Raw genomic sequence first — 23,292 nt, forward strand, 5'->3', positions numbered from 1 at the left:
CTCCGTCGCCGGGATTCAAGGTGACGGGTTTGTCGGTCGGGTTAGCCCGCATTATGCATAAGGGATGGCGGACATAGAGCCTGACCTAAAATTGGTTGACCGGCCTCGCGGCCTTTGATTCCCTTGGTTTGCGACAACTTTGGGAGATTCGCGATGCCTTGGAACGAGGCCGATCGGGCGAAGTATGAAGTCATTCGGGCGCGCTATTCAAGCGATATGTCGGAGGCCGAGTTGGCGCTGATCGCGCCGCTGCTGCCGCCGCCCAAACGGCGCGGACGCAAGCCGACGGATGCCCAGGTCATTCTCAACGCTTTGTTTTATTTGATCCGCTGCGGATGCCCGTGGCGATATCTGCCAAAGGATTTTCCGCCGTTCACGACCGTGCAAAACCGCTTCTACGCATGGCGCGACAGCGACTTGTGGGCGCAAATCATCAGCGTTCTGGTGATGGACGCCCGCGAGGCGGAAGGCCGTCAAGCCGCGCCGACGGCGGTTGTCGTCGACAGCCAGTCGGTCAAGACGACGGAAGCCGGCGGCCCTCGTGGTTTCGATGCGGGCAAGAAGGTCAAGGGCCGCAAGCGCCATCTCGCCGTCGACACGATCGGTCTGCCCATCGAATGCCAGATCACGACCGCCGACGTGCAGGACCGCGACGCTCTCGCGCCGCTGCTGAAAGCCGTGCATCGCAAGAGCCCGTGGGTGAAAATGTCCTTCGTCGACGAGGGTTATCAGGGTGATGAAGCCCAGCGCGCAGCCTTCGAGGCGAGCCGTATTTCCATCACCGTCGTCAAGCGAACCGATAAAGAGGTGAAAGAATTTGTCGTGCTGCCGAAACGATGGGTCGTCGAGCGGACGCTCGGCTGGATCAATCGCTCGCGCCGTCTGTCAAAAGACTTCGAGGCGACTATCGAATCCGCTCTCGCGTGGTTGCAATTGGCCTTGGCTTTCCTTCTCATGCGAAGGCTGGCGAGGGCGGCTCGGTAGCGGTCCTGGGCGAGTGTGTTGGTGCGATGTGCGGTAAGGATGTTGAAACCGAAACTGCGCAGGCGTGCGAACACGCCGGGGTTGGTGCGGATGCGCGAGCGGTCTTCGCCGAAGGTGACGTCGCGGCTGTAGTGGGAGGTGGTTTCGACCCGCCAGTGTGCGCGGATGGCATCGGCGGCGCGGCGTGCGGAGATCGGCGTGTTGGAGACATAGAAGGCGGTCTCGGCGGAGTGGCGCAGCAGCCCGGTCTTGCTGCTGCGGGTGAACATCTGGACACCTCGAAGAACCCCTAGTGCCTGGCGCGATTTTATGATTCGCTGTGGCGGGTGAAGCGGTGGAGGGCGAGATGGCGTCGCAACCTGGGTTCTTTGATCTCGACGATCGGTATGCGGCGTTGTCGAAAGCGGGTGACCCGCTGGTTCGACTGAAGGAGATCGTGCCTTTCGAGACGTTCCGCTACCGGCTGGAGAAGGCGCTGAACCGCAGCGACCGGGCCCGCGGCGGGCGTCCGCCTTGCGATTGCGTGCTGATGTTCAAGGTCCTGGTGCTGCAGGCGCTCTACAACCTCTCCGACGATCAGGCGGAATTCCAGATCGGCGACCGGCTGTCGTTCATGCGCTTCCTCGACATGGGGCTGTCGGACAAGGCGCCGGACGCGAAGACGATCTGGCTGTTTTGCGAGCTTCTCACCCAGACCGGAGCGATCGCAAAACTGTTCGCGGTATTTGACGCGCGGCTGAAGGAAAGCGGCTATCTCGCCATGGCGGGTCAGATCATCGACGCGAGCCTGGTGGCGGCGCCGCGGCAGCGCAACACCGAGGAAGAGAAGAGGGCGATCAAGGCCGGCGAGATCCCCGCGGGCTGGCAGGACACGCCGGCCAAGCTGCGGCAGAAGGATCGTGACGCGCGTTGGACGGTGAAGTTCACCAAGGCGAAGACGAAGCCGGACGGATCGATGCCGCCGGTGTGTGGGCCGATACCGCATACCGGTCGAAGCAGAACGAGGCATGGCTCGCGGACAACGGCATGCGCTCGTGCATTCATCGCAAGAAACCGCGGGGCCGGCCGATGCCGCGCCGGACGGCTCTGGCCAACGCGGCGAAATCCCGGGTGCGTTCCGCGATCGAGCACGTGTTTGCCCGGCAGAAGGGACCGATGGGGTTGTTCGTCCGCACCATCGGCATCGCCCGGGCCACCACCAAGATCGGCCTCGCCAATCTCCCCTACAACATGCAGCGCCTGGCCTGGCTCGACAGGCGAACTGCGCCCGCCTGACCGAAATCGCGCTGGTCGGAGGCAGATATTCGCTCCGCCAGTCCAGAATTCAGCACCAGGCACCGCCAAACTCACCCCCATCAACGCCCCAACCCCGGCAAGCCATCCCATGTCGCCGCCAAAACGACGAAAACCCACGGTTCTTCGAGGTGTCCAGATAGCCGCTTTCCTTCAGCCGCGCGTCAAATACCGCGAACAGTTTTGCGATCGCTCCGGTCTGGGTGAGAAGCTCGCAAAACAGCCAGATCATCTTCGCGTCCGGCGCCTTGTCCGACAGCCCCATGTCGAGGAAGCGCATGAACGACAGCCGGTCGCCGATCTGGAATTCCGCCTGATCGTCGGAGAGGTTGTAGAGCGCCTGCAGCACCAGGACCTTGAACATCAGCACGCAATCGTAAGGCGGACGCCCGCCGCGGGCCCGGTCGCTGCGGTTCAGCGCCTTCTCCAGCCGGTAGCGGAACGTCTCGAAAGGCACGATCTCCTTCAGTCGAACCAGCGGGTCACCCGCTTTCGACAACGCCGCATACCGATCGTCGAGATCAAAGAACCCAGGTTGCGACGCCATCTCGCCCTCCACCGCTTCACCCGCCACAGCGAATCACCAAATCGCGCCAGGCACCAGAGGTTCTTCGAGGTGTCCAGCTCGCCCGCCTTCGTGCGCGCGCCCGAAGGCAATGGCTACGCTGAACGCGTCATCCGAACGCTCAAGGAGAACCTGCTGTGGCTGAGAACATTCGAGACCGTCGAGGAACTCTGCCTCGCGCTGCTCGCGTTCCGCGAAACCTACAACACCACATGGCTGATCGAACGGCACGGCTTCATCACGCCGGCCGCCGTCCGTCAAAACCAGCTTCAATCCGCCGCGCTCGCAGCGTAGGATTCAACCCAGTGTCTCACAAACCGCGGCCGGTACATTGGATGGCTACACCGGATTCGGTGGCCGCGACCTCGAGCGAACGGCCCGTCACCCGCAATCCGAGAACGCTGAGCAGCGCTGCTGCCGCAAGGTAACAGACGGCGATGTAGAGAAAGACGCTGAGATACCCGGCCGCTCCGTAGAGCGTCGACACGACGAACGGCCCCAACACATTAGCAAGCCTTCCCGCGCCATAGGCCAAACCCATACCCGCGCCGCGCACCGCTGTTGGATAAACCTCTGGCGTGTAGGTGTAGATAACTACTGTCGTCGCCTGAATGCCGATCACCACTAATACACCGTAGATAACGATGAGCGTAGGATTGAACGTCCATCCATAGGCGGTGACGACAAATGCAACAAAGACAGCGAAGATGGCGAAGAGAAATTTGCGCTCGAAGCGCTCTATAAGCGCGAGCGCTAATACCGCCCCAACCGGATTGCAGATTGCGATTAGACTCGCATAATTGAGAGATTTTACGACGCTAAATCCCTGCTTGACGAGCAACGTTGGTACCCAGGCAATAAAGCCGTAGAAGCCGAGAACCGACAGCGCCCAGAGGATGAGCAGCATAATCGTGCGCCCCCGATAAAGCGGGCTGAATAGATCGGCAAAGTTACCTTTCTCCGCGTGTGACGCGCCAAGCCCCCCTCCCGCTGCAATGGGTTGAAGTGCCTCAAGTGAACCGAACTCGGCGGTCGCCGTACGCTCATAGGCGGCCACTATCGCCTCCGCTTCGTCTGCGCGACCATTAATCAGCAGCCAGCGCGGGGATTCGCGCATGCGGATCGCAAACGGCAAAACCAGCATGCCGAGTGCGCCCCAGATGAACACAACCCGCCACCCCCAGGGCGCCATTGGAATAACGAAGCGCGCCACCCAGGCCGTTGCGGGAATGCCAATCAGCCCGATCGTCATCACGATAGCCATCGACTTGCCTCGCACCCGGGCTGGGAAGACTTCACTCAGATATGTGTTCGCAATCACAGTCACGGCGGAGAGCCCCACGCCGGTTACCAGTCGGAAGAACGAAAGCGACGCCACATTCCACGAAATTGCGTTCGCCAGGGAGGCGGCAGTATAGATCAGCACCGAGACAATGAACGCGCGCTTGCGCCCATACCGGTCTGCGAGGCCCCCGCCAACGGTCGAACCGAAGAACATTCCGAAGAAGCTAGCGGAGGTGATCAGCGCTACCGTATGGATTTGGATATGCCATTGCTCGAGAATGCCGGTCGCTGCGTAGCCGAAGGTATTGAGATCGGCGAGTTCAAAGAAATAAGCGAACGCGAGGACGGCGATCGCCCTCCTATGCAACGAGGTGATCGGCAACCGGTCAAGCCTTTCCCCTATATCAGACATCGTCTCCCCCGTCGCCCTTGATTTCATTTGCTGGTCGAATAGAATATTCAACAGAATAAAATGCTAAGCGGGAACAAAACTGCGGTCAATAGCGTTTACGCGAGGACACACGGCTACCGCATTTGAGCCGAAGTAAACCGGCCCGGGTTTTCCGAAAACCAAAACTCTTGAGTGGAGAGCGGTCATCATGACGAAGGAGATAATACCAACCTGAGGTTCCGTTGACTCGAATGTGAGTTGGCGCGGCTCGGGCGGGTATGATTCGCTGAGCTTCCCCGGAGGAGGCTTGCGATGACGGTAGCGATAACGCGTTTGGACTTGTCGGCTATGGCGCTGCGCGAGCGGGCGGCTCGTGCGACGGATGCGAAAGTTTCGAGGCGCCTTTTGGCGATTGCTCTTGTTCTCGAAGGCTGGTCTCGGCGCGATGCGGCCGAGGCTTGTGCCATGGACCGCCAGACGCTGCGCGACTGGGTGCACCGTTACAATGGATTGGGACCTGACGGACTGGGCGATGCGCCGCGCCGCAACGGCCCGCCACCCCGATTGTCGGCTTCGCAGCAGGCGCAGATCGCGGCATGGGTCAGGCAGGGCCCGGACCTGGAGCGTGACGGCGTGGTGCGGTGGCGCTGTGTCGACCTGCAGCGACGGATCGAGACCGAGTTTGCGGTTACCCTGCACGAGACGTCGATCAGCCGATTGTTGCGGCGGCTCAAGTTCACGCGGGTCCAGCCGCGTCCGTATCATCCGAAGAAGGACGCTGCGGCACAGGACATTTTTAAAAAGACTTCGCTGGCCTGGTAGCGGCGGCGATCCCGGTCACGGCGGCCCGTAAGCCGATCGAGGTGTGGTTCGCCGATGAAGCCCGTGTCGGTCAGAAGGGAACCCTGCGCTATGTCTGGGCAGAGCGGGGTTCCCGACCACTGGCGGTGCGCGACAATCGCCATGACTCCGCCTATCTGTTTGGTGCCGTCTGCCCAGCACGCTGTCTTGGTGCCGCCATCATCATGCCGGCGGTCAACAGCGAGGCGATGGCCGAGCATCTTCGCGAAATCAGCACGCAGGTCGCGCCCGGTGCGCACGCCGTGCTGGTGCTCGATGGCGCCGGCTGGCATCAAGCCGGCGAACGTTTGCCGGTGCCCGACAACATCAGCCTGCTATCGCTGCCGCCCTATTCGCCAGAGCTCAACCCAGTCGAAAACATCTGGCAATTTCTGCGCAGCAACTTCCTAAGCCATCAGGTCTGGAACAGCTACGACGAAATCCTTGCCGCCTGCCGAAACGCCTGGAACAAGTTCATGCAAATGCCAGAACAAATCGCTTCGATCACCCAACAAGATTGGATCAAAGCGGTCATTGGATAGGCAGGTTGGTATAACCTCACATTTTTCTAACCAGGCGCGCGATCGCGCGGTGCGTATCGTCCTGGAATAGGGAGGGGAGCACCCGAGGCAACGGGCGTCAATCAGCTCGATCGCGGGCAAGACTGGCTGCTCGGGCGAGACCTTGCGCAAATGGGTGCGGCAGGCTGAGCGCACTCAAGGATGCACGAAGGCTGAATGGATCCGCTTGATGTTATCGCGATTGCATGGCTGTAGCGGCGTTTCTTCCTGCCGTTTGATGTCTGATGCTGCCCAACTCAGCGCAGCGGGCCGGTGACCATCGGGCAGAGACCCGCCGTCATCGGCCGAAATGCCGCCTCCGCCGGAATAGTGCGCAGCAGATGGTAATAATCCCATGGATAGCGGCTCTCGGCTGGGGATTTAACCTGAAAAACATGCATCGGCGTCAACAGCCGGCCATCGGCACGGATGCGCGCCGGTCCGAACAGTGGATCGGTCACCGGCAGTGCTTTCATGGTTTCGACCACAAGCCTCCCGTTGGCCTTGGCACGTGCCGCCCCCAAACTCTGTACTGTTTTCAGATAATGCATAGTCGCTGAATAGTCGCCAGCCTGAAGCATGGTCGGCATGCGGCCGTTTTGACGTTGAGCAAAACGGCGGCTGAAGTCACGCGTGCCATCGTTAAAATCCCAGTAGAACGGGGCGGTGAGTACCAAGCCTTCTGCTACCTCCAATCCAAGAGCGTCGACATCGATAATGGTCATCAAAAGCGCCGCCAAGCGGGTGCCGCTTTGGGTGAGACCGAATTCATGCGCCTGTTTGATACAATTCGTGGTATTTGTGCCGCTATTGGCTAGGGCTACAACCTGCGCACCGCTCGCCTGCGCCTGCAGCAGAAATGCGGAAAAATCAGTGGTGCCGGGGTAAGGGGTGAAGACGGCACCAAGCACCGAGCCTCCATACTCGCGCACGATTCGCCCCGTATCGTCCGCCAATAAATGGCCGAAAGTATAGTCCGCACCAATAAAAAACCAGGTTTTCCCACCCGCATCCACCAATGTCCGGCCAGTGCCGTTTCCTAGTGCCCATGTATCATAGGTCCAATGCACGTGATTAGGGCCACATGCGCGGCCGGTAAAATCGGAACTCGCGGGGGCGGTAAGCAGAGCGACCCGGTTGCGCTCACGGACCAGAGCCGACACCGCGAGGGCGGCTGCTGAATTGTTGAGATTGGTGATGACGTCGACGCCCTGATCGAGCCAGTGCCGCGCGATTGCCAGTGCGATATCGGGCTGCGCCTGATGATCTCCCACCAGGATCTCGACCTGTAGCGTCGGCTCCGCCCGCTTGAAATCGTCCGCCGCGAGCTTTGTCGCAGTGACCGACCCGGCCCCGGTCGAGGAAGCATTGGGCCCAGAGAACTCCGTTAGCACACCGATGCGGATCTCAGGGGTGGCAGCGCGCGCGGCCCTTGCGGCTCCGAGCGCCATGGTTCCGAGCAGGGCGCGCCGACCGATTTTTTTTGCCAAGTAATCCTCCCTAATGGCCCGCTCCTGAGCCTGGACTATCAGACTTTCCAATGGCTCATCCTTTATGCCATCTTGCCGCGGAATAGATGAGAGGAGAAGAGAGCAATGGGAAACCGTGATTTGCGTGGTTTGCTCGATGGCGAGGAACTGGTCATTGCACCGCTGGTACTCAATCCGCTGATGGCACGGCTTGCGGCACAAGCAGGTTTTGCAACGCTCTATCTCGGCGGCGGCGCAATGGGCTATCTTCTCGCAGTGACTGAGGCTACTCTGGCTTTGCCCGAGATGATCCGCGCCGGGCTGGAAATCCGCACTGTCTGCGATCTACCACTAATCCTCGACGGCGCCTGCGGCTGGGGCGATCCGATGCACATGCACCGCACGATTGGCATGGCCGAAGCGGCGGGTTTCGCCGCGATCGAGATCGAGGATCAGATCCTGCCCAAGCGGGCGCATCACCATATTGGCATCGAGCATATCGTTTCCACAGATTTGATGGTCGCAAAAGTCACGGAGGCGGTTCGCGCCCGCCGAAGCGACGGCTTCCTGATCATCGCCCGCACCAATGCAGCGCGTACCGCAAACCTTGATGAGGCGCTTCGTCGTGGTGAAGCCTTTTCCAAGGCCGGCGCGGATATCCTGTTTGTACTGACACAGAACCCAGAAGCGCTTCGTGCCATTGCCGAGCGGCTGCCCGGCCCGTTGATGTATATGGTGCCGGCGAACGGGATTACCGTGAGCAGCATTCCGGTCGCTGATCTCGCCGCCCTCGGCTACCGCCTCATTGTCGATCCGGTGACGCCGCTTCTCGCGATGCACCGAGCACTTCGCCTCTCCTATCAGTCGCTGCACGCAGGATTGACCGACCCTACGATCGGAGCCAAGGGCGTGCTTGAACAACGGGATATCCATGCTGTGATCGGCCTCGAAAATTTGCTTGAAATTGAACGACGAACGGTGGAGATTCCTCCCGTTTCGTAGCGTGCTTAATTGCGGTAAGAGGGGTCGATGCGGTCAAGTTTGCGCAACAGCGCCGGCCATTCAAGAATGCCGAACGGGCGCCGCACTTCAGGGCGATAAAGATAATTGGTCCGTTCGATCACGTCCGTGGGGGGCATGACGATCTCACGGCCGCATGAAAGAGCGAGAACTTGTGCCTTGCAGGCCAGCTCTGCGCGGTAGATGTTACTGAATGCTTGCGCGATGGTGGGGCCCACCGCGAGCAAACCATGATTGCGGAGCACCATCAAATCGGCATCGCCGAGGTCGGCAACTAACTGCGCCTGTTCATTCAGATCAACAACGACGCTCAAGTAATCATGATAAGCGACGCGGGAAAAGCGCATTGCCGTCTGCGTCATCGGCATGAGACCACACTGCAACGTCGAAATCGCCATGCCCGCTGGCGTGTGGGTGTGGATAACGCAATCGACGTCGTGACGTGCACGATGGATCGCGCTATGGATCACGAAGCCAGCACGGTTCACTCCATATTCGAAGGGTGGTTTGGTAATGATATTGCCGTCAAAATCAATTTTGATTAGGCTGGAAGCCGTGATTTCTTCATAGAGCAGCCCATAAGCGTTGATCAGGAAATGCGTGGGCTCGCCAGGCACGCGCACTGAGATGTGATTGGCAATCATGTCGGTCATATCCCAGAGCGCCATCAGCCGGTAGCAAGCCGCGAGATCGACACGGCTTTGCCATTCTTCAGGTGAAACGCGATCACGGAGCGAAGGTAGATCCAGAACGCCGGGCTCATGACATTGCGAGGACAAGATAGTGGACATGACATACTCCCACATTTACGCTTGCCAATTATTGACACCGACTGAACGACATATCACAAGCTTGCGAGCTGAGGCCTAAGCAAATTGACGGTTCCATCAAACCGTTACGCGCAAGAAGCTCGCATTTCATGCATTTATCGGAATATTCCCTGATCAAAGTCCATCAATTTTGCATATCGGATAATGATTTGGGGATAATGATTTGGCAGTTTACGTTCCCTTGCCACCGAGCCACGTGGAAGGTACCGCGCCGATCCCGCGCAGGTTGCGCTTATCCAGCCAGTAGCCATAAGAGTCCGGCACTACAGCGTTGCTCGGCCTCAGCCCCAACTTCTCAGCAGCATCGATCGGCCAGTTCGGATTGTGCAGCATCTCCCGTCCGAGAGCTATGAGATCCGCCTGTCCCCGCTCTAGGATTGCCTCCGCTTGCTCGGCGTGAATGATGAGGCCAACCGCCATGGTCTCTATTTCTGCCTCGCGGCGAATGCGCTCGGCATGCGGCACTTGGTAGCCGTAATGCAATGGCCGGACCGACGTATTCACGGGCGTGATTGCCATGCCGCCGGTGGTGCAATCGATCACGTCCACACCTGTGTTTCTCAGCAGCTTGGCGAGGGCCACGCTATCCTCAATCTCCCAGCCATCGTTGTCGATGGCTGACATGCGAAAGAACAGTGGCTTGCCTTCCGGCCAGGAACGACGAACGCTTTTGGCCACCTCTGCCGCAAAACGCATGCGGTTCTCTAGGCTGCCACCGTATTCGTCCGTTCGCTGGTTGGCGTTGGGGTTGAGGAATTGGTGGATGAGGTAGCCATGGGCCCCGTGGATCTCCACGACATCGAAACCCGCCGCATGCGCGCGCGCGGCGGCCTTCCCCCATGCGTCTACTATTTCCTCGATGTCTGCCTTGGTCATCTCGCGTGGCATCGGGTGTCCATCGGCGTGGGGTATGGCGCTCGGCGCAATGAGTTCCCAAGGGGATATGCCATCCGGGCGCCGTTCCGCCTCCGTCGGAGCCCTGCCTTCCCACGGCAGGCTGGTGCGGGCCTTACGCCCAGAATGGCTAAGTTGGATGCCTGGTACCGCACCATGCTGCTTAATGAACCTAGTGATATGGATAAGCGGCTCAATGAAACTGTCGTCCCACAGACCAGTATCAGCAGCCGTGGTGCAACCGCGGGCATCCACCTTGGTGGATTCCATGAACACCAGCCCGGCACCGCCGATCGCGAATTTGCCCAGGTGGATGAGGTGCCAATCCGAGATACGGCCCTCATGCGCACGATAGGTGAGCATGGGGGATAGGACAATGCGGTTCTTTAGCGTCACGCGGCGAATCGTGTGAGGGGTGAAGAGCTTCGGAGCCACGGAGCATTCCTCTCGGGTGGGGTTCACAGATATTCCTCGGCGAGCGCCAGATCGCGGATCTCGGACACCGAGCCGCTGCGGCGGATCTCACCGCCGCGCATCACGTAGCCGCGCGTGGCGAGATTGAGCGCGGGGCGGGCCATCTGCTCGGTCATTAGGATCGTCGTCCCACGCGCCTGCATCTCGCGGATCGCCTCGCTAATCCGGCCGATCCAGACGGGCGCCAGGCCGAGGAAAGGCTCGTCCAGCAGCAGCAATCGAGGAAAGGAGCACATGGCGCGCGCAAGTGCGAGGATCTGCTGTTGCCCCCCGGAAAGCTGGCTCGCCGGCTGCCAAGCACGCTCCGCGATCCAAGGAAAGAGGGAACAAAGCCAATCATACGCCTTCGCCTGCTGCGCCCGCCCCCGTCCGAAGGCACCAGCAAGCACATTGTCCTTCACGGTCAGCGTGGGAAAGATCCGCCGCCCCTCTGGTGAATACCCGATGCCGGCCCGTGCTCGGCGATCTGCCGAGAGTGGGCCCAGGTCCTGACCGCCGAAGCGGATAGTTCCACCGCAGACGGGTACAAGGCCGATCACCGCATTGATGGCACTGGATTTGCCCGCACCATTGGCGCCAACAAGTAGCACCGTCTCGCCCTCATCCACATAGAGTGAAAGTTCCCGTAGTGCGGTGACACCGCCATAGCGCACATCGATCCCCTCTATGTTCAGCATCATGCTGCAAGACCGTCGCTGCCCGCGCCAAGATAGGCCTCGATCACGTCCGTCCGAGCAAGCACCTCGGCTGGCGCCCCCTCGGCCAAAACGTGCCCACCATCCATCACCAGGACGCGGGGGCAAAGCCGGCGGACGAGTTCCATGTCATGCTCCACAATGAGCACGGCGCTGCCGGCATAGCGCTGGGCATGGGCTACAAATTCATCAATCCTGCGCCGCTCACCTCGCTCAAGACCCGCCGCCGGTTCGTCCAGCAGCAGCACGCCCGGGTTGGTGGCATAGGCCATCATCAGGCCGAGCATCTTCTGCAACCCATAGGCAAGCTTGTTGCTCTGCTCCTCCATCCGCACGGCGAGGCCGAAGCTATTCAAAAGATCTCCGACGTTTGCCAGGAAATTCTGGCTTCCTCGGCTAAAACGGATCGCGCGCAGCAGATTTTCACGCACCGTCTGACCTTGGAATATATTCGTCTGCTGGAAACTTCGGACTACGCCCCACCGGCTGAGTTTGTGCGTGGGCCAGCCGGTGACATCCACGTCCCCCAGAAACACATGCCCGTTCGTAGGTGTAATCCGCCCGCTGATCATGTTGATAAGCGTGGTCTTGCCTGCGCCGTTCGGCCCGATAACGCCGAGCACCTCGCCTGGCGCTAATTGGAAGCGGATATCCTCCAACACTCGTAAGCCACCGAATTGCTTGGAAAGCCGCTCCACACGCAAATATGCATGGCGGAGATCCGCTCTCTTCCTACCTCCAATCATCTCTGAGCCTCCTGTGCCAGCTTGCTGGGTGTCGCGGCCGGCTGTGGCGAGACACGCAAGCGTTGGACGAGGGTAGCAGCCGAGCCCGTGATACCGCCCTTGGCTATCAGAACAACCAAAATGATTAACAGACCGTATAGTCCTTCGGAATATTCGCCTTGTCCACCAAGGAGATTGGTGGCGAAAACCAGCAGAGCGGCCCCGATCGCGGTTCCCAACAAAGAGGCGCGCCCTCCCACGATTGTATAGGCAATGTAGTTCACTGCGGTGACTGAGGTGAAAGAACTCGGGTGAGCCATGAGGAGCATGTTGACCAGCGCGAAGCCGGCGAGGCCAGAGATGCCGGCAGAAACAATGAAGCCTAAGGTTTTGTAGTGCCAGATGACGAGACCCAGGCTTTCCGCAAGCGTCTCGTTCTCCTCGATGGCGGAGAAATGCTGGCGGAAATAGCCGGTCGTAAAGGCTGCAATAACGACGGCGACGACAGTGAGGCCCGTTGTCAGCAGCAGAACGGATTGGTTGTCCGAAAGTGAGATGCCGAAGACCGTAGGCGCAGGAAAGCCCACTAGCCCGTTGGATCCCCCGGTAAGACGAGGAGTGAGGAACAGGACAAGTTGCATAATTTCAGAGAGTACAAAGGTAACGAGCACGAAATAGGTGCCGCGCAGTCGCAACACGAGGGGACCGAGCAAGATGGCGGCAAGCGTCGGAGTGAAAAAGCTGATCGCGCCCAAGACAAAGACGTCCGCGATATCGAACCGCATGGAGACGATCGCCACCGCATAACCGCCGATCGCCATGAAAGGAGGCGTCGCGAAAGTAAGCAGGTCCATCCTCAGCATAACGTGAACGCTGATGGCTGCCATGATACCAATCAGCGCTTGGTTTAACGTGGAATACACGAAAAGGTTCTGCGTGACGAAGGGCACGATAGCGGTTGCAGCCACCAGAAGAAAGGCGACCCCATTTCCCGCGCTGAAGCGGATGCCCCGCATCATGCTCTCCGTATCTCGCGACCAAACAAACCGAAGGGACGAAAAACAAGAAGAAGCAGCACAATAACGAACAACACCAAAGCACCGGCCGAACCACCGAGATAGACGCTCGAATAAGACTCGATAATGCCCACAATGAAGGCAGCCACGGTTGCACCTCCGATGCTGCCAAGACCGCCTAGGATAACCACGATGAAGGAGGAGACGAGAACGGGATCACCGACGTTCGGCGAGAGCGAGAGGATGGGCGTGATAATCGCGCCGGTGAGCCCGGCAAGCGCTGTCGCGACGCCGAAGGCGAGCGGAAAGAGAACCCGCGGACGCATCCCCATGGCGGTTGCAACGCCTCTATCATCAGCAAGTGCACGGAGCGCACGACCGAGTCCTGTGCGGTAGATTAGAATGTAGAGTGCACCGATCGCAACGAAGCAGACCGCGAGCACGACCAGATTGGCCGCTGTGACATAGACCGCGCCGGCTCGAAACGTGCCGGAAAGCGGGAAGGTGAAGTGGGGCGATTGCGGGCCGAAGACGATAAGCATCGCATTCGAGATGACCAGATAGAGGCCAAGCGTCAACATCATTGTTGCCAAGTGATCGTCTACGCAACGCTCGACTAGAAGCACCTCGAAAAGCCATCCCAAAACTCCGGTGCCGATCACCGCGAGGAGGACGGCGATTGGGTAGGGCATACCGGCATCGCTAACGGCGGCGTAGGCAAAGTACCCGCCGAGCACATAGAACCCGCCATGGGCAAAATTGATAACGCCAAGGATACCAAAAATTAACGTGAACCCAAGAGCAAGCAGCGCATATTGAGCACCAAGCGTTATACCAATTATGCCTGCCTGAATGAAGCTGTCCATTAGTTCTCTGCAGCCGGATGGGTAATCACGTTCTGTATTTTCCCGTCAACAATTATGCCAATACCAAATGGAAAGGAGATTTCCTGGTTGATACCGAAGAATTTTTTGCCAGTCCAAAGTCCCTGGCCGAGGTTGGGATCCTGGACCGGCAGCGTGCGCAAAGCCTCAGCGACTTTAGCGGGGTTCGTAATCGTGCCGGCCTTTGAGATCGCGGCAAGCAATAGACGTGCTTCAGGCACCCATTGCCAGAAGCTCGTGCCTTGCGGCACCGGCTTGCCAGTTTCTTTGGTGAAAAGCACGCTTAGCTCACGTACATTCGGATCGTCCGTTGGTGTGGACTCGTACCAGTAGAAATTTTTCAGGATTTCTATGCCACCCACGATGCGTTCGATCTCGTCGGTGCCTGGGCCACCGAGGCGGCCTATTGGCCCCTGAAAGCCGGCTTGGCGAAGTTGCTTAACGATGACGCCGGCGTCGCCGGGCGGGGATGAGGCGGTGTCCACCGCATCCGGATGGCTGCTAAGGACACGTGTGATGATTGGGGAAAAGTCGGTTGTCCCTCGCTGATAGTATTCTAATCGTACTTTGACGCCTTGCTTCTCATAGTCCTGTTGATCGACGTCCGCGATGTCCGTGCCTCCCTGATCGTTCGGCGCTATGATTGAAACCGTATCAATCTTCCATCTCCGCTTTGCTTCCTCGATGATCGGTGGCCCCCAGACGTTTGGACCTGGGCCGAGATGGAAGACAAGCGGCCATTGCGGACCGATGGCATTCTTGGCGTAGCTATCGCCAAAGACCAGGATCTGATTGCGCATTGCGACGGGTTTAATGCCGGTCATTTCCGGCGCGCCGACCGGGCCGAAGATGAACTTGATGCCTTGGCTCGCTAGGTTGTTCGCGCCTGCTGCGGCACCTTCGGCACTGTACTTGCTGTCATAGCTGACAACGTCGACGCGGCACTTTTGGTCGCCGACTTGCAACCCACCTTTGTTGTTTGCCTCGGCTGCCGCCATTTCAGCCGCCGCAACCATGGCGAGCCCCCATTCCGCAGCGGGCCCTGATAGCGGGCCTATAGCGCCGATCTTGAGCCCGCAGCTTGCGGCGCTAGCGTTGCCCGGCAGTGCAATGCCTACTACGAAAGCCGACGCTGCCACCCCTATTTTAACACCGATCGCCTTGAGCTTGGACATTGTTTTTTCCTTCTAAAAGCCAAAATCAGCCGAAGTTTATTCTAAGTTAGAAGTGGTTCTATAAAATATTGTCAGAATATTAGAAGTCATTTATGTGCGAATAGGCGAATTATCAAAATCCATACAATTTTGCAGGATTTTCAACGAGCAAACGCATCTGCTCGGCCTCTGATGGCGCATAGAGAGGTATCAGGTCTGTCAATATACCGTCATCAGGAACAGGGCTATCGAAATAATTCACATGCGGCCAATCAGTTCCCCAAACCACGCGGTCCGGATTTGCCTGCATCAGCGTGCGTCCATATGGTACGGCATCTTCATACGGCGGTCCGGCGATCGTGATCCTGTCCGCTCCAGAAAGCTTGCACCATAGCTTGCCTGCGGCAAGTTGCTTTCGGAGATATGAGAAGCCTGGACTTTGTATGCCACGATCAGTCGTGATGCGGCCCATATGATCTACCACCACATCGAGACCGAGCGCAAAAAGACGGGGAGCGAGATCCGGCAAATCTTCGGCGTCTAGCCAGGCCTGGACGTGCCAACCAAGATCTCGGACCCTTGGAGCCAACGCCTCAGCATCCCCCAGATCCGCGCCGCCGCGGTAGACTTTTTTGCCGTCGCGATGGAAGAGGTTAACACGAAATCCGCGTGTGCCAGCCTCATGCAGATCCTTGATCATGGCATTTGACGTATCCGCACGGAGCACTGCAACGCCCCGGAACCGCTGCGGCTGGGCGCGTAGCGCTTCGAGCATGACGGCGTGATTAGCGCCATAGGCGCTGGCATGCACAATCACGCAACGCGTAAAACCGAGATGACTATGCAGCCTGTCAGCATCCGTCATGGTTGCGAGGGGCGGCGTGTAGCTTCGATCCGGATCAAGCTTGTGTTTCGCCGGATCATCAAACAGATGGATATGAGAATCGCACGCCAACGGAGGCGGTATAAAGCGCGGCTTACTCGGCGCCGCGAGCGGCGGCAGGCATCGCTGCGGTTCACCCCTTGCTTCTATTGCCATATTTTTGTTTCCTCCCCCGTGGGCGGTTTCTGCGACTATCCTTTGAGGAGTTTACGTGCGATGAGCACGCGCTGGATCTCGCTTGTTCCCCCGCCAATCTGGGCATGCCGCAACAGGCGGTAGAAATATGTCAGCGGAAGTTCTAGTGCTTCACCCATTGCCCCGTGCACCTGGATCGCCTTGTCCAGGCACCGCGCTCCCCAGTCGCCCGCGCACATTTTCACCAGCGCCGCCTCCGCACGTACGTCCTCCCCCGCGTCCGCCCGGGCCGCCATCTCGTATGTCATCGACCGCAACGCCTGGATGTCGACATACATGTCGACAAGCTTCCACTGGATCGCCTGCCGTTCTGCAATCGGCTTGCCAAACGTCACCCGCTGCTTTGCCCACTCAACGGACATGTCCAGCGCACGTTGCATCTTACCCAGTGCATATGGGCCGCGCAGAAGCCGGTCATGGATCGTCAGCCAGCGCTGGCCAAGCGAGAAGCCCTTGCCAACCTCGCCCAGAATGTTCTCGGAACCCAAGCGGACATCGTCGAAATGCACCACGTATTGCGCTGGGCGTGGGCCGAGCCAAGTCTGAATGCCAGCTTCCTCTATCTTCACGCCGGGATGGTGGCGGTCCAGCACGAACATGGTTATGCCACCGCGCTGGCGCTTCTCTGCATCCGTCACCGCCTGCACCATGATGATGTCGCTCTCGTGCGCGTTCGAGATCCACATCTTGGTGCCGTTCAGAACCCACCCGTCACCGTCTCTCACCGCGCGCGTCTGCATCATCCCACCAGGATCGGAACCGGCATTCGGCTCCGTCTGCGCAAAGCACGTCGTCTTGTCCCCTTCAATCACAGGCTTCAGAAAACGATCAACCTGAGAGCCACGCGCTTCATAAAGAATGTTGGCCACTTCCGGCACCGGGAACGGCACGGGAGAGTATGTAAACGCCTCCTGGATTACCACCTGCGCGAGCATGGACAACCCCGAGCCACCGAATTCCTCCGGCACCATATGTGCCCACAGCCCGCTATCCTTGGAGATGCCGACAAGCCGGTCTACTGTCTTCTCGTCGAACACGGCCCGCAGGCAAGTGATCGGCGGTAGACCATAGGCATGGCTGGAACTTGCCATATACTCCCGCTCAAGCGGCATGAGTTCCTCACGCACGATCCGACGCGCAAGATCACGAAACTCTACGATGGACGGCGGCAGACTATAGCCCGCGCCTTCCGGATTAATATGCGCGTCCATACTCAACTCCTTCCTTCTGGTGCCGTTATTTGTCTGGCGGAAGCATACTCCAGCCCCTTCAAGCGTTCGAATAGCACTGACGCCGGCACCCGGCTCTTGCCCACGTCCAGACAGTTCTCGAATTTCATAAAAAGCTCGCCCTCACTTAGCGGCCGTTTCGCATGCCCACGGGCGTGCGTCACAGGCTCCCCAATCAATGTCTCGCCGGAAACGAGGCGGATACTCACTTGATCCTGCACGGATGCACCGGAAGATTCCGGATCGTAGTTCCTGTTCGTCTCAATCGAGACGCGGCCAATGAGGGATTGGACGTCACCGCGCTGGACGAAAGTGTCCGTGAGTTCGGCGAGACCAACACGATGCGCCACGATCGCGCAGCTCATCGCAAACTCGATGCTGAATTTCGCGGCCAGCCCGGTCTGTGGCGTATGGTTGCGAAGGATCGTCGCGTAATTCTCGCTGAGGGTAACTGTAATTTCCGAAACCTCGTCCGGTCGCACCTTGTTGCTCGCCACGAGATCAAGCATTCCGTCGATTGCGCGGTGCGTACAGTAACAGGTCGGGTATTTTTTGATGCTGAGGCCAAATTTCTCGATCTGGAATTCCTTGCCAAGCGTCGGCGGCGCATCCCCCCGATCAACCTCTCCCGCCGGGGAGACGGCGCTAAGAAAGCCTTGTGGATGTTCGAGTCCGTCCATTGAGGATGTAAAGCCGGCCTCTGCTAATCGTGCTGCCATAATTCCGGCATGTGCCGCCCGCCCGGCATGGAACGGCTTTGTCATCGTGCCAAAATTCGCCATTAGGCCGGCGCTCTGCGAGGCGCCAAGCGAAAGCGCCTGGGCCGCACGCTCCGCATCCAACTCGCGGAGCGACGCACATGCCGCTGCGGTCGCGATTGCCCCGAAGATGCCGGTTGGGTGCCAACCCTTGTTATGATGGAAGCCCTTGTCGCGGCGGACGAGCTCGGCCCAGGTCTCGTAGCCCGCCACATAAGCCACGAGCATGGCAGCGCCAGAGGCGTTCAGATCCTCGCCTTCGGCTAAGATGGCGGGCACCAGCACTGTGCTCGGATGTCCGCGCATGGCCACATCATCAAAATCGAGCGCATGTGCCGCAGTGCCGTTAATCCAGGCGGCCTCCGGCGCGGGTGATGTCTGATCACTGAAATAGAGCGTCGCCTTTCCACTCACCGGGTTTAGAACGGTCTTCAGAATCTGCGGTGCCTGCTCGCCCCACCCTGCGATCATCGTAGCGATACAATCGATGAAACCAGTCTTGGCGACGTGCTTTGCCTCTGCGGACAGACGATTCGGAGAAAGCTCGGAAACGAACTGGCCAAGCGCTTTGGTAAGCGGCATCATCCTCTCCTTTTACTAATCTAGCATAAAAATACGCGCCCACCCATAGGAACGAAGATCCCGTAGTCTGCGTCATAGAGTTTGTGACCTGCCTGAATCGGCATCAAGGGATTGACCTAGCGGATTAGTGAAGCAGTTGGGCGCGAAGCTTATTGAGGCTACCGCCAACCTTGACGCTGCCTGGCAAGGGGTGACCCACAATTGCCTCGGCAAGCGTGGCGGCCTCGAGCAGAACTTCTAAGTTTACGCCCGTCTCGATCCCCATTTCCTGGAGCATGAAAACGAGGTCCTCCGTGCATACATTTCCAGCGGCCCCCTTGTGAGCGGCGAACGGGCAGCCGCCGAGCCCGGCGACCGTACAATCGAAACTGTCCACGCCCATCTCGAGCCCCGCATAAGCATTCGCGATACCCATGCCGCGCGTGTCATGCAGGTGTAGCGATATGCGCAGGTTGGGGAAACGCTCGCGCACTGCAGCCACCATGCGTTTGATTGAGAGCGGCGTGGCCCAAGCCATAGTGTCTGCGAGCGATATGGTCTTCAACATCAGCCCATGCTCCTCGGCGAGATCGAGCATGTTCTGGATCAGATCTAGAATACGCGGGACGGGGATATCGCCTTCGAAATTGCAGCCGAAGGCGGCCATAATGCTGCCCCGATCTACGGTGACACCGTGCTTCTTATAGAGAAGGATCATCTTGCCCTGATCGGCAAGATTCTCCGCCATGCTGCGCTGCTGATTGCGTTGGAGAAATTTCTCCGATGCCGTGAGGGATATCGAGCCGCTAATATCCAGACGTCCTGTGCCGATCGCGCGCTCAAAGCCCTTGTCGTTTAACCAAAGCCCCGTGTAGCGCACACCCTTCTTCGGCGTGAAGCGTTTTACCACCTCCTCTGCGTCCACCATGCCAGGCACACGCTTCGGATTGACGAAGGAAACGATCTGAATTTGCGAAAGCCCAGTCTCGGACAGCATGTCGATGAGTTCCACCTTGCGCTCGGTGGAGATCGGCCCCTTCTCGATCTGAAAGCCCTCGCGAGGCCCCTCTTCGTTTAATTGCACGAATTTTGGGAAGTCAGACATCACGTAATCCTCCAAGTCAGACTTTTGAGTGATAAGCAATTTGCATAGCAAATTGCCTATTTGTCTTTGCGGAAAGTATACATGATCAAAGTTGAGCGTCAAGTAACTGCGGATCTACCGCATCCGACGATGCACGGCTGCGCTTGCGTCTGGGAACCGTCGGCATGGCTTCGCTCTCATTCTCGCGCTCGCCGTCCAGCAGCTTGGCGATCTCAGCCGAGACCTGGTCGGCGGCGACGGCAAGGGCGGCGTCGAGATGGACATATCGCTGCGTGACGCCGCGCGATGTGTGGCCCAGCAATCCGGCGATCGTCAGCTCGGAGAACCCCAGATCGCCAGCGATGCTGGCGAAGGTGTGTCGGAGGACGTGCGGGGTCACTCCGGACAGTTTCGCCTGCGCGCAAACCCGCTCGAGCACCCGAACGACGCCGATGAAGTGCCCATCGCCGACATCAGCCGGGAACACATAGGGCGAATGCTCCTGGAGCGGCTGGCTCTCGATACACGCTATGGCCGCGCCACCGACCACCCGGAGCTGTTCGCCGCTCTTGGTGTCGGGAAAGTGGATGGCGCGTTCCTGCCGATGGAGCCACGCTCTCTGGAGGCTCAGCGCCTCCATCCGTCGGAACCCCGTCAGCAGCATGAGCCGGATGGCGCCGAGCCCTGTCGGGTGCTCACCGTTCGCCGACAACTGCCGCATGACCTTGCCGAGATGGCGAACCTCGTCCGCGCTCAACCGCCGCTTGACCTTGCGTGACGCCATCTGGCGCACGCCCGATGCGGGATTCTTCTCGATGAGGCCAAGCCGGGTCGCGTGACCGAGCAAGGCCCGAAAGGTGCTGATCGCTCTGGCTGCGACGCCGGCGCCGCCGGTCGAGCGTCCGCCGCGGCCCTGGGCTTTCTTCCCCCGCGCCGACTTGCCGGCGGCGATGTCGGCCTGCATCGCCTCGACATCTCGCAAGGTGAGGTTGCTTACGAGGCGCGGCCCCAGCAGGGGCTTGATGTGCGTCTCGATCCGGCTTCGATCCATCGCGATGCTGGTCGCCTTGATGGGCCGACGATTGCGCCCGAGAAGGCGACCCTCTCCAGCCTCCTTCAGATACCAGTCACATACTTCGGCGACGGTCATGCCGTTGCGAATGACGTGACGATCGGCGGATGGATCAGCGCCCTCGGCGACGGCCGCCAGTCTCTGGCGCGCCAACCCGCGTGCCTGTTCGGGCGTCAGCACACCGCAGGAGCCCAGAACCAGCCGCCGGGTGCGGCCTTCGATGTTGCGATATTGGATCAGATAGGCCTTGGCGCCGGAGGGCTTCACGCGGACGCCGAAGCCCCGCATTTCGCTGTCCCAGGCGAATACATCCTTGTTAGGTTTTGATCCCAGTGCGTCGACGGCGCGCTTCGTGATTTTACCCATTTTTCTGCTATCCTCGTGTTCTATCGAACGAATTCCAGATTCTGCTTCCCCGGAAGGCCGGGCGGAGGCCGGGGAAGCATGGGGGAAGCACGAAAACGGCGTTCGCAGGGTAGAAAGAGGATACCGAAGGGATGGATACCTTCAACAAAAAGCGTTTTATGATAGGGGCTTAGCGGGCTACGGGATAGAAAGAGATGCTGCCGGATAGACGGCCTGTTAAACTTGCCAAGGTTGGGGTCGAGGGTTCGAATCCCTTCGCCCGCTCCAAGTTTTCTTAGGAAAATCAGAGCGATAAAGACGGCCCTTCGGGGCCGTTTTTGCTTAGAGCGGTCAATTTTCGTGCCGCTCCAAGCAGAATCTATTCAATTGGAGCAAAATCGGCTGCGGCGAGCCTCTGAGTGGATGCGCAGCCGAAGTTGCAAAGCCGACGCCAAGCCTTCTGAGAGCAGTTCGGTTCCCGCTCGGTGGCTGATTGCGTAGGCCCGTTTCCCTGGCGCTGGAAGCCTTGAATTAGCTCCGCCCGCTATTAAGATATAGAGCGGTATGTTTTAATAGCGGCCCAGGCTAATTAAAGGATCGCGCGTGCCGAACGGAGAGAACCAAAGGCTCGGGGCCTATGTCGAAACGAGCGCAGGAGGCGAGCGCGTGCGCGCTTATGTGCCTGCCCCGCTGCCGCCGAAGCCGCCGCTCGAACTCGGACGGTTCATGCAGGTCTACGAACGCGCCATTGCCGCGGTCGGGCGCCTCGACGGCGTGACGACGATCCTGCCGTCGACCCCTTTGTTCCTCTACATGTACGTCCGCAAGGAAGCTCTGCTGTCCTCTCAGATCGAGGGTACGCAATCCTCGCTGTCGGACCTGCTGCTGTTCGAAAATCACGAGGCGCCGGCGGTCGAGCTCGACGATGTGACCGAGGTTTCGAATTACGTCGCGGCGATCGAGCACGGCGTCTCGCGGATGCGCGGCGGATTTCCCCTGTCGCTCCGGCTGATCCGCGAAATGCACGCGATCCTGCTCAAGTCGGGACGAGGCGCCGCGAAGCAACCGGGCGAGTTCCGGCGCTCACAGAACTGGGTCGGCGGAACCCGGCCCGGCAACGCCCTGTTCGTGCCGCCCCCGCCCAATCGACTGGACGAATGCCTCGATGCGCTCGAGCGCTTCCTGCACAGCGAGGATGCGGCGCTGCCCCCGCTCATCCGGGCGGGCCTGGCCCACGTCCAGTTCGAGACGATCCACCCTTTTCTCGACGGCAACGGGCGCCTGGGTCGGCTGCTCATCACCCTGATCCTGTGCGAAGCGGGGGTGCTGCGCGAGCCGATCCTCTATCTCAGTCTGTTCCTGAAATCCCAGCGCGACGACTATTACCGGCTCTTGCAGGAGGTCCGCCAGGCTGGGACCTGGGAGACCTGGATGGAGTTCTTCCTGACCGGCGTGGCGGAAACCGCTGAGCAGGCCTCCGCGACGGCGCGCGATCTGATCGCCATGTTCGATGCTCACCGACAGCAGATCGCCGGCCTCGGCCGCGCGGCTCCATCCGCGCTCCGCGTCCACGAATTGATGCAAGCCAGCCCGATCGTCACCATCCAGACTGTCTCCGAGAAACTCGCCGTCTCATTCCCGACCGCTAGCACGGCGCTGGAAAACCTCGCCAAGATCAACGTCGTGCGCGAGACCACGGGACGGCAACGCCGCCGGATCTATGCCTATTCGGACTATCTGGCCTTGCTCGATCGCGGCACGGATCCGTTGCCGGCCTGACGCGCCGGGGGAAATCGAAACCAAGCGCAACGTATATCGAGATGGAGGCGAACAGGGAGGGGCGGCAAAGTTTGTAGGAGGCGTCGGCGCGCATGCGGGCCGACGATGTGAACGGCGTGGAAATAGAGCTTCGTGATTTGCGTTTGGCGCTCGTAACGTCACAGCACCGCAGCCTGCGACAGGCGGCGGAAGCTCTGAACATACGCCAATCGACCCTGAGCCGCCGGCTTCATGAGATCGAACGCCAGCTTGGCGTGGTGTTGTTCGAAAGAACGAATGGCTGTTGATTTGCGCTGAGATCTGACCCG

General features: G+C 59.5%; 19 protein-coding genes and 4 pseudogenes. 8 read left to right on the forward strand and 15 right to left on the reverse strand.

Translation table 11 applies throughout. From position 1 onward, the window contains the following. Positions 1 to 153: 153 nt before the first annotated feature. Both DEF76_RS15000 and DEF76_RS15005 read left to right on the forward strand, forming a co-directional pair. Positions 154 to 984, forward strand: a complete 831-nt coding sequence (locus DEF76_RS15000) for an IS5 family transposase (RefSeq protein WP_114912992.1) — start codon at positions 154 to 156, stop codon at positions 982 to 984. Between the two features lie 346 nt (positions 985 to 1,330). Next, positions 1,331 to 2,259, forward strand: a pseudogene (locus DEF76_RS15005) (transposase). Between the two features lie 154 nt (positions 2,260 to 2,413). Here the strand turns inward: DEF76_RS15005 and DEF76_RS15010 are convergent. Then, positions 2,414 to 2,824: pseudogene (locus DEF76_RS15010) on the reverse strand (transposase); the annotation flags it as partial. Positions 2,825 to 2,884: 60 nt separating this feature from the next. On the opposite strand from DEF76_RS15010, the pseudogene DEF76_RS15015 reads away from it, so the two are divergent. Next, a pseudogene (locus DEF76_RS15015) lies at positions 2,885 to 3,136 on the forward strand (integrase core domain-containing protein); the annotation flags it as partial. Between the two features lie 16 nt (positions 3,137 to 3,152). Here the strand turns inward: DEF76_RS15015 and DEF76_RS15020 are convergent. Further along, complete coding sequence (locus DEF76_RS15020; protein ID WP_205216026.1) at positions 3,153 to 4,589, reverse strand: MFS transporter; 1,437 nt, start codon at positions 4,587 to 4,589, stop codon at positions 3,153 to 3,155. Positions 4,590 to 4,829: 240 nt separating this feature from the next. On the opposite strand from DEF76_RS15020, the gene DEF76_RS15025 reads away from it, so the two are divergent. Next, a protein-coding gene (locus DEF76_RS15025; RefSeq protein WP_114912994.1) for an IS630 family transposase occupies positions 4,830 to 5,899 on the forward strand; the annotation gives its coding sequence in 2 pieces (ribosomal slippage) (positions 4,830 to 5,322 and positions 5,322 to 5,899; 1,071 coding nt in all). 10 nt (positions 5,900 to 5,909) lie between these two features. Then, positions 5,910 to 6,080: pseudogene (locus DEF76_RS20010) on the forward strand (transposase); the annotation flags it as partial. A gap of 94 nt (positions 6,081 to 6,174) precedes the next feature. Here DEF76_RS20010 and DEF76_RS15030 read toward each other — a convergent pair. Then, a complete protein-coding gene (locus DEF76_RS15030) occupies positions 6,175 to 7,407 on the reverse strand; it encodes an ABC transporter substrate-binding protein (protein WP_240319021.1) in 1,233 nt (410 codons plus the stop codon). 105 nt (positions 7,408 to 7,512) lie between these two features. On the opposite strand from DEF76_RS15030, the gene DEF76_RS15035 reads away from it, so the two are divergent. Next, positions 7,513 to 8,388 (forward strand): isocitrate lyase/PEP mutase family protein, encoded by an 876-nt coding sequence (locus DEF76_RS15035; protein WP_114912995.1) that lies wholly within the window; start codon positions 7,513 to 7,515, stop codon positions 8,386 to 8,388. Positions 8,389 to 8,393: 5 nt separating this feature from the next. On the opposite strand, the gene DEF76_RS15040 is transcribed toward DEF76_RS15035, so the two are convergent. From DEF76_RS15040 to DEF76_RS15095, 12 genes are all read right to left on the reverse strand, one after another. Then, the gene (locus DEF76_RS15040) at positions 8,394 to 9,197 is read right to left on the reverse strand and encodes a class II aldolase/adducin family protein (RefSeq protein ID WP_114912996.1); all 804 of its coding nucleotides are present in this window, start codon (positions 9,195 to 9,197) and stop codon (positions 8,394 to 8,396) included. Positions 9,198 to 9,407: 210 nt separating this feature from the next. Beyond that, positions 9,408 to 10,565 (reverse strand): NADH:flavin oxidoreductase/NADH oxidase, encoded by a 1,158-nt coding sequence (locus tag DEF76_RS15045; protein ID WP_114913925.1) that lies wholly within the window; start codon positions 10,563 to 10,565, stop codon positions 9,408 to 9,410. Positions 10,566 to 10,588: 23 nt separating this feature from the next. Further along, on the reverse strand, positions 10,589 to 11,284 hold the full coding sequence (locus DEF76_RS15050) for an ABC transporter ATP-binding protein (protein WP_205216027.1): 696 nt from the start codon (positions 11,282 to 11,284) through the stop codon (positions 10,589 to 10,591). Then, positions 11,281 to 11,997 (reverse strand): ABC transporter ATP-binding protein, encoded by a 717-nt coding sequence (locus DEF76_RS15055; RefSeq protein WP_205216028.1) that lies wholly within the window; start codon positions 11,995 to 11,997, stop codon positions 11,281 to 11,283. The genes DEF76_RS15050 and DEF76_RS15055 overlap by 4 nt, the downstream gene beginning before the upstream one ends. A 44-nt stretch (positions 11,998 to 12,041) precedes the next feature. Next, positions 12,042 to 13,043, reverse strand: coding sequence for a branched-chain amino acid ABC transporter permease (locus DEF76_RS15060; protein ID WP_114912998.1), 1,002 nt, complete (start codon positions 13,041 to 13,043; stop codon positions 12,042 to 12,044). Next, positions 13,040 to 13,906: a branched-chain amino acid ABC transporter permease gene (locus DEF76_RS15065; RefSeq protein ID WP_114912999.1), complete on the reverse strand. Its 867-nt coding sequence runs from the start codon at positions 13,904 to 13,906 to the stop codon at positions 13,040 to 13,042. The genes DEF76_RS15060 and DEF76_RS15065 overlap by 4 nt, the downstream gene beginning before the upstream one ends. Next, positions 13,906 to 15,099, reverse strand: coding sequence for an ABC transporter substrate-binding protein (locus tag DEF76_RS15070; protein WP_114913000.1), 1,194 nt, complete (start codon positions 15,097 to 15,099; stop codon positions 13,906 to 13,908). The genes DEF76_RS15065 and DEF76_RS15070 overlap by 1 nt, the downstream gene beginning before the upstream one ends. Positions 15,100 to 15,211: 112 nt before the next feature. Continuing rightward, on the reverse strand, positions 15,212 to 16,117 hold the full coding sequence (locus tag DEF76_RS15075) for an amidohydrolase family protein (protein WP_114913001.1): 906 nt from the start codon (positions 16,115 to 16,117) through the stop codon (positions 15,212 to 15,214). 35 nt (positions 16,118 to 16,152) lie between these two features. Further along, positions 16,153 to 17,367 (reverse strand): acyl-CoA dehydrogenase family protein, encoded by a 1,215-nt coding sequence (locus tag DEF76_RS15080; RefSeq protein WP_114913002.1) that lies wholly within the window; start codon positions 17,365 to 17,367, stop codon positions 16,153 to 16,155. Positions 17,368 to 17,369: 2 nt separating this feature from the next. After that, positions 17,370 to 18,725, reverse strand: a complete 1,356-nt coding sequence (locus DEF76_RS15085; protein ID WP_162800687.1) for an MmgE/PrpD family protein — start codon at positions 18,723 to 18,725, stop codon at positions 17,370 to 17,372. Between the two features lie 124 nt (positions 18,726 to 18,849). Continuing rightward, positions 18,850 to 19,809: a hydroxymethylglutaryl-CoA lyase gene (locus tag DEF76_RS15090; RefSeq protein WP_114913927.1), complete on the reverse strand. Its 960-nt coding sequence runs from the start codon at positions 19,807 to 19,809 to the stop codon at positions 18,850 to 18,852. Between the two features lie 85 nt (positions 19,810 to 19,894). Then, the gene (locus tag DEF76_RS15095; RefSeq protein WP_114913004.1) at positions 19,895 to 21,226 is read right to left on the reverse strand and encodes a tyrosine-type recombinase/integrase; all 1,332 of its coding nucleotides are present in this window, start codon (positions 21,224 to 21,226) and stop codon (positions 19,895 to 19,897) included. Between the two features lie 582 nt (positions 21,227 to 21,808). On the opposite strand from DEF76_RS15095, the gene DEF76_RS15100 reads away from it, so the two are divergent. Both DEF76_RS15100 and DEF76_RS15105 read left to right on the forward strand, forming a co-directional pair. Then, positions 21,809 to 22,984 (forward strand): Fic family protein, encoded by a 1,176-nt coding sequence (locus tag DEF76_RS15100; RefSeq protein WP_114913005.1) that lies wholly within the window; start codon positions 21,809 to 21,811, stop codon positions 22,982 to 22,984. 92 nt (positions 22,985 to 23,076) lie between these two features. Further along, positions 23,077 to 23,271, forward strand: a complete 195-nt coding sequence (locus DEF76_RS15105; RefSeq protein WP_205216029.1) for a helix-turn-helix domain-containing protein — start codon at positions 23,077 to 23,079, stop codon at positions 23,269 to 23,271. The last annotated feature ends 21 nt before the right edge of the window (positions 23,272 to 23,292 follow it).

Source organism: Acidibrevibacterium fodinaquatile, from assembly GCF_003352165.1.
Taxonomy (GTDB): domain Bacteria; phylum Pseudomonadota; class Alphaproteobacteria; order Acetobacterales; family Acetobacteraceae; genus Acidibrevibacterium; species Acidibrevibacterium fodinaquatile.